At 69.1% G+C, this 11845-nt stretch carries 13 protein-coding genes; 12 read left to right on the forward strand and 1 reads right to left on the reverse strand.

Going from position 1 to position 11845, the window contains the following annotated elements; all coding sequences use genetic code 11:
* The 7 genes from OS124_RS0111460 to OS124_RS0111490 all read left to right on the forward strand — a co-directional run.
* Positions 1-561: alpha/beta hydrolase fold domain-containing protein (locus OS124_RS0111460; RefSeq protein WP_010139765.1), on the forward strand; the 561-nt coding region annotated here is incomplete at its 5' end.
* A 117-nt stretch (positions 562-678) separates the two neighbouring features.
* Complete coding sequence (locus OS124_RS0111465) at positions 679-1830, forward strand: ABC transporter substrate-binding protein (RefSeq protein WP_010139766.1); 1152 nt, start codon at positions 679-681, stop codon at positions 1828-1830.
* A gap of 64 nt (positions 1831-1894) precedes the next feature.
* A complete protein-coding gene (locus tag OS124_RS0111470; protein WP_010139767.1) occupies positions 1895-2818 on the forward strand; it encodes a branched-chain amino acid ABC transporter permease in 924 nt (307 codons plus the stop codon).
* Positions 2815-3771 carry a branched-chain amino acid ABC transporter permease gene (locus tag OS124_RS0111475; RefSeq protein WP_010139768.1) on the forward strand — a complete coding sequence of 319 codons (957 nt, stop codon included), beginning with the start codon at positions 2815-2817 and terminating at the stop codon, positions 3769-3771. The genes OS124_RS0111470 and OS124_RS0111475 overlap by 4 nt, the downstream gene beginning before the upstream one ends.
* Positions 3764-4510: an ABC transporter ATP-binding protein gene (locus OS124_RS0111480; protein WP_010139769.1), complete on the forward strand. Its 747-nt coding sequence runs from the start codon at positions 3764-3766 to the stop codon at positions 4508-4510. Before OS124_RS0111475 ends, OS124_RS0111480 begins: the two co-directional genes overlap by 8 nt.
* Positions 4510-5202, forward strand: a complete 693-nt coding sequence (locus OS124_RS0111485; protein WP_010139770.1) for an ABC transporter ATP-binding protein — start codon at positions 4510-4512, stop codon at positions 5200-5202. Before OS124_RS0111480 ends, OS124_RS0111485 begins: the two co-directional genes overlap by 1 nt.
* Positions 5203-5751: 549 nt before the next feature.
* A complete protein-coding gene (locus tag OS124_RS0111490) occupies positions 5752-5991 on the forward strand; it encodes an Lrp/AsnC ligand binding domain-containing protein (RefSeq protein WP_010139771.1) in 240 nt (79 codons plus the stop codon).
* A gap of 748 nt (positions 5992-6739) precedes the next feature.
* Here OS124_RS0111490 and OS124_RS0111495 read toward each other — a convergent pair.
* Positions 6740-7027, reverse strand: coding sequence for a DUF2218 domain-containing protein (locus OS124_RS0111495; protein WP_010139773.1), 288 nt, complete (start codon positions 7025-7027; stop codon positions 6740-6742).
* Between the two features lie 139 nt (positions 7028-7166).
* Here OS124_RS0111495 and OS124_RS0111500 point away from each other — a divergent pair, with 139 nt between their 5' ends.
* The 5 genes from OS124_RS0111500 to OS124_RS24440 form a co-directional block, all read left to right on the forward strand.
* The gene (locus OS124_RS0111500) at positions 7167-8090 is read left to right on the forward strand and encodes a siderophore ABC transporter substrate-binding protein (RefSeq protein WP_010139774.1); all 924 of its coding nucleotides are present in this window, start codon (positions 7167-7169) and stop codon (positions 8088-8090) included.
* Between the two features lie 47 nt (positions 8091-8137).
* Positions 8138-9061: an ABC transporter permease gene (locus OS124_RS0111505; protein WP_010139775.1), complete on the forward strand. Its 924-nt coding sequence runs from the start codon at positions 8138-8140 to the stop codon at positions 9059-9061.
* On the forward strand, positions 9054-9998 hold the full coding sequence (locus OS124_RS0111510) for an iron chelate uptake ABC transporter family permease subunit (RefSeq protein ID WP_010139776.1): 945 nt from the start codon (positions 9054-9056) through the stop codon (positions 9996-9998). Before OS124_RS0111505 ends, OS124_RS0111510 begins: the two co-directional genes overlap by 8 nt.
* Positions 9995-10747, forward strand: a complete 753-nt coding sequence (locus tag OS124_RS0111515) for an iron ABC transporter ATP-binding protein (protein WP_010139777.1) — start codon at positions 9995-9997, stop codon at positions 10745-10747. Before OS124_RS0111510 ends, OS124_RS0111515 begins: the two co-directional genes overlap by 4 nt.
* A gap of 285 nt (positions 10748-11032) precedes the next feature.
* On the forward strand, positions 11033-11845 hold an 813-nt coding region (locus OS124_RS24440; RefSeq protein WP_138919510.1), incomplete at its 3' end, for a hypothetical protein.

The raw sequence follows: 11845 nt of genomic DNA on the forward strand, positions 1-11845 counted from the left end.
TCGCATATCGCTGCCGGCGCGCTGGCGCGGGGCTGGGCCATGGCGATCCCCTCCTACACGCTGGCGCCCCAGGCGCGGATCTCGCAGATGACGCGGGAGATGGCGCAGGCGGTGGCCCTTGCCGCCGCGCGGGTGCCCGGCCCGCTGCGCATCGCGGGCCATTCGGCGGGGGGCCATCTGGCGCTGCGCATGGCCTGCGCCGAAGGCCCGCTGTCCCCCGAGGTGGCCACGCGGCTGCAGCGGGTGGTCTCGATCTCGGGCCTGCATGACCTGCGCCCGCTGCGCCTCAGCCCGATGAACGCGGTTTTGGGACTGGACGCCGCAGAGGCGCGCGCCGAAAGCCCGGCGCTGGCCGCGCCCCTGCCGGGGGTGTCGGTGACGGTCTGGGTCGGCGGCGCCGAACGGCCCGAGTTCCTGCGCCAGGCGGGGCTGATGGCCGAGGCCTGGGACGGGCGGGTGGCTGGCCTGACCCGGGTGATCGAGAACCGCCGTCACCATTTCGACGTGGTCGAGGGGCTGGCCGCCCCCGCCTCGCCGCTGGTCGAGGCTTTCCTCGGCTAGCCGCGCCACGCGCCCCGGATCGGCGAGGTTTTGCCTTGCAAGCCGGGCGATTGCCCGGTTTGATCTGCCGCGACAGATGAGGGGCCCGAAAGGGCCTCCGCCAACGGGGAGACAGAGATGAACCGCACCAAGCTGACCGCAGCCCTGATGCTGAGCGCCGCCATGGCGCCCGCCGCCCATGCCGAGACCCTGAAGATCGGCATCCTGACCACCACCTCGGGCCCGCCCGCCGTGCTGGGCGAACACGCCCGCGACGGGGCCCTGCTGGCGGCCGAGCAACTGGGCATGGTCGGCGGCATGGAGACCGAGATCTTCGTCGTCGATGCGGAAGGCAAGCCCGACGTGGCCGCCCAGAAGGCCCGCGAGCTGGTCGAGCGGGACGGCGTGCAATTCGTCATCGGCCCGATCTTCTCGAACGTGATGGGCGCCATTGCAGGCCCGATCACCGAAAGCGCCTTCCTGCTGAGCCCGAACGCCGGTCCCTCGGTCTATGCGGGCGAGAACTGCCACCCGAACCTCTTCGGCGTGGCCTATCAGAACGACCAGATGCCGACCGTGCTGGCCAAGCACATGAACGACACCGGCATCGGTGATGCCTTCATCCTGGCGCCCAACTATCAGGCGGGGCAGGACAGCCTGAACGGCTTCAAGTCGGTCTTCGAGGGCACCGTGACGTCAGAGCTCTACGTGCCCCTCGGCCAGCTCGACTATTCCGCCGAGCTGGCGCAGATCGCCGCGCTGCAACCCTCGGCGGTCTATGCCTTCCTGCCGGGCGGCATGGGCGTGAACTTCGTCAAGCAGTACGACCAGGCCGGGCTGAAGAGCATTCCACTGATGACCGCCTTCACCGTGGACGAGACCACCCTGCCGGCGGAACAGGACGCCGCCGTGGGCATGCTGTCGGGCACCAACTGGTCGCCCTCGCTGGACGTGCCCGCCTCGCTGGCCTTCGTCGAGGCCTTCGAGGCCAAGTACGACTATGTCCCGGCGCTTTACGCCGCCGGTGGCTATGACTCGATGATGCTGATCGACAGCGCCGTGAAGGCCGTCGGCAATGTCACCGACATGGACGCCCTGCGCGCGGCGCTGGAGGCGGCGGACTTCTCGTCGGTCCGGGGCGACTTCAGCTTCTCGTCCAACCACTTCCCGGTGCAGAACTTCTACCTCGCCGAGGCGGTGAAGCGCGAGGACGGCAAGTACCAGACGCAGATCGTCGAGACCGTCTACGAGGCCTACGCCGACGCCTATGTCGACCAGTGCAAGATGTAAGCATCCCTGACGGGGTGCAGGCGGGGCCGGGTCTGACCCGGCCCCTTCGCTTTCGGAGACTGCCGTGACCAATCTCTTCCTGCTGCAGCTTCTCAACGGCGCGCAGTTCGGCATCCTGCTGTTCCTCGTCGCCGCAGGGCTGACGCTGGTCTTCGGGATCATGGATTTCATCAACCTGGCGCATGGGGTGCTCTACATGGTGGGGGCCTACCTGATGGCCACCTTCGCCGGGCTGACGGACAGTTTCTGGCTGGGCCTGATGCTGGCGCTGCCCGCCACGCTGATCTTCGGGCTGGTGCTGGAATTCCTCGTCTTCCGAAGGCTTTACGACCGCTCGCATCTGGATCAGGTGCTGGCGACCTTCGGGCTGATCCTGATGCTGAGCGAAGGGGTGCGGATCCTCTGGGGCTCGGCCCCGCTGAACGTGGACATGCCCGAGCTGCTGTCGGGCTCGGTGCCGCTGGCCGGGCCGCTGAAGTACCCGGTCTACCGGATCGCCGTCATCGCCGCCGGGCTGGCCAGCGCGGTGGGGCTCTGGGCGCTGATCAACCACACAAGGGTGGGGATGCTGCTGCGCGCGGGCGCCAGCAACCGGCCCATGGTGGCGGCGCTGGGTGTCGATATCTCGCGGCTGTTCATGCTGGTCTTCGCTTTCGGCGCGATGCTGGCCGGGTTCGCGGGGGCCATCGTGGCGCCGATCCTCTCGGTCGATCCCGGGATGGGGGAAAGCATCCTGATCCTGACCTTCGTGGTGATCGTCATCGGCGGCGTGGGCTCGATCCGGGGCGCCTTCCTTGCGGCGATCCTCGTCGGTGTCGTCGATACCGTGGGCCGCACCTTCGGGCCGATCTGGCTGCGCATGGTGATGGACCCTTCCGCCGCCGCCCAGACCGGCCGGATGCTGGCGCCGATGCTGGTCTACCTGCTGATGGCGGCCGTGCTGTTCTGGTCGCCCACGGGGCTGTTCGGACGGAAGGGGGCGAAATGAGCCCGCTTGCCCCCCGCCTGAAAGCCGCGCTGGCGCTGTTCCTGCTGATGGCGCTGGTGCCGCCCGTGGTCACGGCCCTGGGCGATCCCTTCCTGACCGTGGTCGCCAACCGGATGCTGGTCTTCGCCATCGCCGCGCTGTCGCTGGACCTGATCCTGGGCTACGGCGCCATGGTCAGCTTCGGCCATGCGGCCTACCTGGGCTTCGGCGCCTATGCGGTGGCGCTTGGCGCCCGCTGGGGCCTGTCGGACCTTCTGGCGCAGATCCTGCTGGGCATGGCGATGTCGGCGGGCTTCGCGCTGGTCACCGGCGCGATCAGCCTGCGCACGAAGGGCGTCTATTTCATCATGATCACCCTGGCCTTCGCCCAGATGGCCTATTTCTTCTTCGTTGCCCAAAGCTCTCTCGGCGGAGATGACGGGGTGGCCTTGCAGGCGCGCTCTTCCCTGTTGGGGGTCTCGCTTGAGGGCGACATGGCGCTTTACTACGTGACCCTTGGCGCGTTGATGACGATCTATGCCGGGCTTTACCGGCTGACGGGATCGCGCTTCGGGCGGGTGCTGAAGGGCACCCGCGAGAACGCCCTGCGGATGCAGGCCATGGGCTACCGGCCTTTCCCCTACCAGCTTGTCGCCTATGTGATCGCCGCCTGCCTGTGCTCTGTCGCGGGGGTGCTGCTGGCGAACCTGACGGAATATGTCTCGCCCGCCTATATGGGCTGGCACCGCTCGGGAGAGCTGATCGTGATGCTGGTCTTCGGTGGCATCGGCACGCTGACCGGCGCCGTCGCGGGGGCGCTGGTGGCGGTCGGGCTGGAAGAGGTGCTGGCCATCTTCTCGGACCACTGGCGGCTGGGGTTCGGGCTGGTGCTGGTGCTGGTCGTGCTGTTCTCGCCCGACGGGCTGACCGGGCTGGCGAAACGGCTGGGGATCGGAGGGCGCGGCAATGGCTGACCTGCTGGAAATCCGCGAGCTGCGGAAGAATTTCGGCGCGCTGGCGGTGACGGATGGTGTCTCGCTCTCGGTCGCCGAGGGAGAGCTGCACGCCGTGATCGGCCCCAATGGCGCGGGCAAGACGACGCTGATCGCCCAGCTTTCCGGCCAGCTGGCGCCGGACAGCGGGCAGGTGCTGTATGCCGGAGAAGACATCACCCATCTGGACATGGCCGCGCGGGTGCGGCGGGGGCTGGCGCGCAGTTTCCAGATCACCGCGCTGCTGCCGGGCATGAGCGTGCTGGAGAACGTGGCGCTGGCGGTGCAGGCGCGCTCGGGCAGCTCGTTCCGGTTCTGGCGCGATGCAGGCGGTGAAGAGATCACCAACGCCCAGGCCCGCGCCGCGCTTGAGGAAGTCGGGCTGGCGGATCGCGCCTCGGTGCAGGCGCAGGCGCTGTCCCATGGCGAGCAGCGCCAGCTTGAGCTGGCCGTGGCGCTGGCGACCAAGCCGCGCCTGCTGCTGCTGGACGAGCCGCTGGCGGGCACCGGCGGGCAGGAGGCCGAGCGGCTGATCGCCCTGATGCAGCGCCTGAAGTCCCGGCTGACCATCGTGCTGATCGAACATGACATGGACGCGGTGTTCCAGTTGGCCGACCGGATCTCGGTACTGGTCTACGGGGCGATTGCGGCGACCGGCAGCCCCGAGGCGGTGCGCGCCGATCCGGCCGTGCGCGCGGCCTACCTGGGGGAGGACGCCTGATGTTGCGGATCGAGGGCCTTGAGGCCGGTTACGGTGCGGCGCAGGTGCTCTTCGGGGTCGATCTTCAGGTCGGCGCTGGCGAGGTCGTCACCCTGATGGGGCGGAACGGCATGGGCAAGACCACCATCGTGTCGACGCTGTTCGGCCTGCTGCCGGTGCGCGGCGGGCGGATCGAGATCGACGGGCAGGACATGACCCGGGCCGGGGCCCATGCGCGGGCCCGGGCCGGGCTGGGGCTGGTACCCGAGGGGCGTCAGGTCTTCCCCAATCTCTCGGTCGAAGAAAACCTCGTGGCCACCGCCCGGCGCGGCGGCCCGTGGTCGCTTGAGGCCGTCTGGACGCTGTTCCCGCGCCTGAAGGAGCGGCGGCGCAACATGGGTGACCAGCTCTCGGGCGGCGAGCAGCAGATGCTGGCCGTGGGCCGCGCCCTGATGACCAATCCGCGGCTGGTGGTGCTGGACGAGGCGACCGAGGGCCTGGCGCCGCTGATCCGGGAAGAGATCTGGTCCTGTCTCGGGCGCATCCGCGATGAGGGCGCCTCGATCCTGGTCATCGACAAGAATGCCGACGCGCTGAGCCGCTTCGCGGATCGCCACTACGTGCTGGAGAAGGGCCAGGTGGTCTGGACGGGGTTGAACGCGGATCTGCTGGCCGATGCGGGTGGCGTGAAGGAACGGTATCTGCATGTGTGAGCACCGGTCCGGGCGCAGCCCGGCAAAGCCTCCGGGGGAGGGTTTGAGGTGCGAACGGGGCGGAGCCCCAGCAGGAGGTCCGGGCGCAGCCCGGCAAAGCCTCCGGGCGAGGGGCTGAGGCGGTGAGCGTCAGTCCCGAAGGGCAAACCCTCTGGGGGAGGGTTGAGGCGCGAACGGGCGGAGCTCCAGCCGGAGGTGGTGGCGGCTCTTTCAGGGGAAGGTGGGTTTCACCCACCCTACGGCCTTGGCGGACACCTGCCACGAAGGCGCGCGGGACCGCGCCTGACCCCGGGGGCGCACCGGACGTTTGACCGGCTTGGGCTTGTCGAGACCTGCACGCCGCCGGGCATTCATCTTCCGACATCGCCGCTACACCCTCCCCGCGGGGCAGGGGCGGGCGCGGACCGGGTTTGCAGTCCGCGCAAAGGGGCGCGCAGTGCGTAGGGTGGGTGTCAACCCACCTGCCGGCGACCTCGGGCGGCTGTTCCCCGCTTGCACCTGACCGCCGCCCGGCGCAATCTCCGGCCAAGTCACGCGAAAGGACGACCCATGACCACGCCGCTCATCATCCAGATCCGCTGCACGCCGGGGAAAACCTACGAGGTCGCAAATGCGATCCTCCTGCGCGAATTCCACTCCGAGCTCTACTCGACCTCGGGCGACTTCGACCTGCTGCTGAAGGTCTACCCGCCAGAGGGCAGCGACATCGGCTTCTTCGTCGACGAGTGCTTCAAGGGCATCGAGGGGATCGAGCGGACGCTGACCACGCTGACCTTCAAGGCGTTCTGAGGGGGCCTCTCTGCGCCATCCCGTTCGGTCTGGGGCGGAGGACCCCGGCTGGCGCCCTGTGACCGCCGGGCGAGGGGCGGGTGGTCGTGCGGAGGAAGGTGGATTGCATCCACCCTACGCGGATTGCGCGCGCCGGTCCCTTGAGCAGAGCGCGGAGCCCCTCCAGGGCGCAGCCCCTTGGCGGTGTCATGTGACGAGTGACGCCCCGGGTCCATCCTGATGACGGGCGGCGCCGGCGGTTCTCTGCGTCCTCTCCGCAATGCAAATGTCGCGGTCTCGTCGTCCTGTGGCACGGGGCCTGGCTGCGGGGCGCACCGCCCTGATCTGGCTGAGGTCTTGAGAAGCCCCCACGCTGAAAGGTCCGGTCTACAAGGTCCCAGCCCCGCAGAGCCCGACCGTGAACGCCGGTCCGGCACGCATGGGCGAGCAGACTGCTCTGGGATCCGCCGGGCCCGGCAGGCGCCGTCGCATGGCCGAGAGTGACGTGAAACGGGGCGTTCGGCGGTCGCGGTGCCCGTCATCGACGCAGGTGCCCGAACAGGTCCCCGAGCAGGTGCCCGAGCACAGGCATCCCCGTGCGGGGCGACGGGCCTGCACCTGCTCCCGGAACGGGGCGACGCCCGGCTGCCGGGGCGACGCGGGGCAGGGGCCTCCTGCCCGTGCCGCCGCCTAGGGTGGATGCAATCCACCGTCCTTGCTGCCAGTCCAGGCAAGCTCAGGCCTTCGCCCGATCCATCGCCGGGGCCGCTCAGGCCTCGACCCAGTCCAGCTTCTCGAGGTTCTCACGGAAGGCGAAGCGCACCAGGTGGTCCTCGATGATGTGCTTGGCGCGGGCCAGACCTTCGGCATCGCCGGCGGTCACATGCATGTGAAGGCCCGTCTCGTCGGCCTTCAGCACCGCTGGCCCGGTGGGCAGGGCGGCGCGACCATCGGTCTCGTCATACTCGACCTCGACCTTGTGGGCAAAGTGCTTGAGGAGCTGTTGCAGGTATTTCGAGCCGTTCCCGGTCTCGAAGGTGCTCTTGGCTGCCGGCATTGCGGACCCTTTCTCCGATTCTTTCACTAAGGTAATTTCTTGACCGTTCCGAAACAACCGGATAGCCCCGGTGCGACCACCGTCAGCCCACCCGCGAGGCACCGCCCGCGCGGCATTCCAAGAGAGCCCGGAGACCATCATGCGCCTGTTCGATACTGCCCTAGCCCGTGCCCTGCGCCCCGTCGCACTCACCGCTGCCGTGCTGGTCCCGCTGGCCGCCCAGGCCCAGCCGGTGACCCTGCAGACCTCGGATGGCCCCCTCGAGCTGACCGCCGTGCCGGAAACCATCGTCGCCTACGAACTGGCATCGGTCGATACGCTGGCCGCGCTCGGCCATGCGCCTGCCGGCGTGCCGAACCCGATCTACGTCGAGAACATCGCGGCCCAGGTGCAGGATGCGGAAACGGTCGGCACCCTCTTCGAGCCCGACTTCGAGGCCGTAGCCGCGATGCAGCCCGACCTGATCGTGATCGGCGCCCGCTCGCTGAAGCAGAAGGACGCGCTGGCAGGCATCGCCCCCGTCGCCGACATGACCGTCGGCCCGGATGCGATCGCCGACGGGCTGGCACAGCTTGCGGCCTTCGGTGCCCTGCTGGGCGAAGAAGAGAAGGCCGCCGAGATCACGGCCGGGATCGAGACCCGGCTGGCCGCCGCGAAAGAGGCCGTCGCAGCCCATGGCGGCAAGGCGCTGATCGTGCTGACCAACGGCCCGAAGGTCTCGACCTACGGCGCGGATTCGCGCTTTGGCTGGCTGCACACGGCGCTAGACTGGCCCGAGGCGGCCGAGGGCATCGAAGCCTCGACCCATGGCGAGGCGGTCTCGTTCGAGTTCATCGCCGACATCAACCCCGACACGCTGATCGTGGTCGACCGCGGCACCGCGGTGAACGCCGACGCCCAGAGCGGCAAGGCCACGCTGGACAATGAGCTGGTGCATGGCACCAAGGCCTGGGCCGAGGGCCGCGTGCTCTTCCTGTCGGCCCCCGAGATCTACATCAGCAGCGGCGGCGCGACCTCGATCATGACCGTGCTGGACGAAATCACCGCGGGCCTGACGGAGTAATTCCCCTGAAACGCCCTGCGATCCCGCTCTGTCTTGCGGCCCCGGCATTGCTGGGGCCGCTTGCCGTTCTGTCGCTGTTCATCGGCGCCGTGCCGGTGACGCTCGGCGATTTCCTGCATGACCCTGAGGGGCAGAGGCTGCTGCTGGTCAGCCGTATCCCGCGCACCCTGGCGGCGATCCTCGCGGGGGCGGCGCTGGCGGTCTCGGGGCAGATCATGCAGATCCTCGCCCGCAACCGCTTCGTCGAACCGATGAGCGCGGGGGCAGGGCAGTCTGCGGCCATGGGCGTGCTGATCGCCACGCTGCTGTTCCCGGCCACCGCCATCTGGGCGAAGATGTCGATCGCGGCGATGACCACGCTGATCGGCTCGCTTGGCCTGCTGATGATCCTGCGCCCGCTGCCGCCGACCCAGCCGCTGCTGGTGCCGCTGGTGGCGCTGATCTATGGCGGGCTGATCGAGGGGCTGGTCACCTTCTTCGCCTTCCAGACCGACATGCTGCAATTCGTCGGCACCTGGCTGACCGGAGAGCTGTCCGGCGTCCTTGCGGGGCGTTACGAGCTGCTCTGGCTGGCCGGGCTGGCCGCCGCCGCCTGCTGGCTGATCGCCGACCGGCTGACGGTGATGAGCCTCGGCGAGGATGCGGCGCGGGGTCTGGGGCTGAATACCAAGGTGGTGACCGGCGCCGGGCTGGTGGCGGTCTCGATCACCACGGCGATGGTCGTCGTGACCCTCGGCGCCATTCCCTTCGTCGGGCTGATCGTGCCCAATATCGTTGCCCGCCGCATGGGCGACAATCTGCGCCGGGCGATCCCCGTCACGGCCCTGTCCGGTGCCCTGCTGGTGCTGGCCGCCGATATCCTGGGCCGGGTGCTGCGCGCCCCCTACGAGATCCCGGTCTCGACCCTGGTCGGCGTGGCCGGGGCCGCGATCTTCCTGGTCCTGCTCTACCGGGAGCGCGCCCATGGCTAGACGTCTGATCTGGCTGGCCCTCGCGCTGGCGCTGGCCTGCCTGCTCTACATGACCGTCAACGCACGCGGCTCCTGGAGCTTCCTGTTGCCCTTCCGGGGCCAGAAGCTGGCGGCGCTGGTGCTGGTCGGGGCCAGCCTGTCGGTGGCGACGGTGCTGTTCCAGACGATCACCGAGAACCGCATCCTGACGCCTTCGATCATCGGTTTCGATCAGCTCTTCATCATGATCCAGACAGTGCTGATCTTCATGATGGGCTCGGCGGACTACGCCGGCCTCTCCGCGCTGCTTCTCTTCGCGGTCAATGTCGGACTGATGTCGCTGCTCGGGCTGGTGCTGTTCACCCTGCTGCGCCGGGGCGCGCGCGGAGAGATGATGCGGCTGGTGCTTACCGGCATCATCTTCGGGGTCTTCCTGCGCTCGGCCACCAACTTCGTGCAGCGCCTGATCGATCCGACCGAATTCTCGGTGGTCACCACCGTGACCTATGCCCGGTTCAATACCGTCGACGCGCTGCTGCTGGTGCTGACCACCGTGGTCACGCTGCCCGCGCTCTGGGCGGCGTGGCGGATGCGGTCGCGGCTGGACGTGCTGGGGCTGGGCGACCAGATCGCCCTGGGCCTGGGCGAGGCGCCGCGCCGGGGCCAGTCCATCGCCCTGGTGCTGATCTGCGTGCTGGTCGCCTCGGCCACCGCGCTCGTCGGGCCGATGGCGGCCTTCTTCGGCCTGATCGTCAGCGCGCTGGCCCATGTCATCACCCCGACCGAGCGCCACGCCATCCTGCTGCCCTGCGCCGCGCTGACCGGCGCGGTGGTGCTGGTCGGCGGCCAGACCCTGCTCGAGCGCGTCATGGGCCTTGCCACGCCGATCTCGGTGGTGGTCGAGGCCGTCGGCGGGGCGCTCTTCCTCTTCCTCCTGCTGAAACGGAGACGCGCATGATCCGCATCCGCAATGTCTCTCACAAGATCGGCCCGGCGCCGATCCTGCATGATATCTCGCTGGACATCCCCAAGGGCGGCATCACCGCGCTGATCGGGCCGAACGGGGCGGGCAAGTCGACGCTGCTGTCGCTGATCGCCCGGCTGGCCGTGCTGCGCGAGGGAGAGATCCACATCGACGCGATGAAGATCGGCGAGGTCAGCGACCGCGAGCTGGCCCGCCACCTGGCGATCATGGCGCAGAGCACCCATGTATCGGCCCGGCTGCGGGTCGAGGAACTGGTCGGCTTCGGCCGCTATCCCTGGCACCGGGGCCGCCCCGGCCCGGGGGATCGCGCCATCGTCGAAAGCGCCATCGAGCGCTTCGGCCTCGGCCCCATGCGGCACCGCTTCCTCGACGAGATCTCGGGCGGGCAGCGCCAGCGCGCCTTCGTGGCCATGGCCTTCGCCCAGGACACCGACTACCTGCTGCTGGACGAGCCGCTGAACAATCTCGACATCGCCGGGGCGCGCAGCCTGATGCGGCTGCTGCGCCAGATGGCGGACGAGGACGGCAAGACCGTGGTCATCGTGCTGCACGACATCAACTATGCCGCCCGTTTCGCCGACCGGATCGTCGCCATGCACGAAGGTCGAATCGCCGCCAATGGCGCTGCGCGCGAGGTGGTCACCGATGCCCTGCTGCGCGACGTCTTCGGCACCGATGCCGAGGTCTCGCTGCACGAGGGCCACCCGGTGGTGCTGGTCTGAGCAGGCACAACCGCTTTCGCCGCGTTGCAGCGCCGGGGTGGAAATATAGTTGACTGTATTACTAGGTTATCATAAGTCCCGCCCATGATGCCGGCACAGCCGTGCTGGGCCGCCCTGTGCGGACCCAGGTGCCAACCGGACCACGGCGCGCGCTCCCGGCGAGGGGTTCTCAGTCCCCCGACCCAGGGGCGCGCGAGCAGACTAGCGACGACCTCGTCGCGGCGGCAGGAACTGGCTTTGACCTCGGATGGGACATCCGACGGACAGCTGGATAGGAGTTACAAGATGGCAATTCGGCAGGCACGGCAGGCAGTTATTCCCGCTTTGGTCCTTTCGGCGATGATGGCTGGCGCGCTCGCGGCGCAAGAGACCGCGCCGCAGGTCGACACCCTGGTGGCGCCTGTTCTGGGTGAACCCGACGGCAGCTCCGAGGGCGCGATCACGCTGCCCGGTGCCGATGCCGCCCCCGAAGGTGCCGCCGCTCCCGCCCTGGACGGGGCTGGTGAGACCACCGGTGCCGAGGCGCCCGCAGAGACCTCCGGGCAGGCGGAAGACCCTGTTGCGGAAGGTGCCGAAGCGCCCGCGACCCTCGCCGAGGGTGTCGAAGCGCCTGCCAACCTGACCGAGGGCGTCGACCCGCTGCTGTCCGAGGGCGTCGAGCCGGCGGCCGAGCTGACCGCCGAACCGCTGCCCGAGGCCGCGCCCGAGCCGCGCAGCGGCCTGGCCGGAGCCTATGACCGCGCAATGGAATTCCTGATCAACGGCGGACCGGCGATCTGGGCGATTGCTGCCCTTTCGGTCGTCACCGTGGCGCTGATCCTGTGGAAGATCTGGCGCCTGGTGCTGGCCGGTGCCTGGTCGCGCCGCATGTCTCGCCGCGCCGTCGGCGCCTGGGAAAACGGCGAGGCCGCGCTGGCCCTGTCGATGATCGAACGCCGCAAGGGCCTGCGCTCTCGGCTGACCCGTGCCGCGATGCAGGCCCGCCTGACCATGCCCGACGACGCCGCCCGCGAGGAAACCAGCCGCGTCGCCCGTGGCCTGCTGGCCTCGCAGGGGGACCGCGCTCAGGGCGCTGGAGCTGATCTCGACCATCGCGCC

Source organism: Oceanicola sp. S124 (assembly GCF_000220565.1).
Classification (GTDB): Bacteria; Pseudomonadota; Alphaproteobacteria; order Rhodobacterales; family Rhodobacteraceae; genus Pseudooceanicola.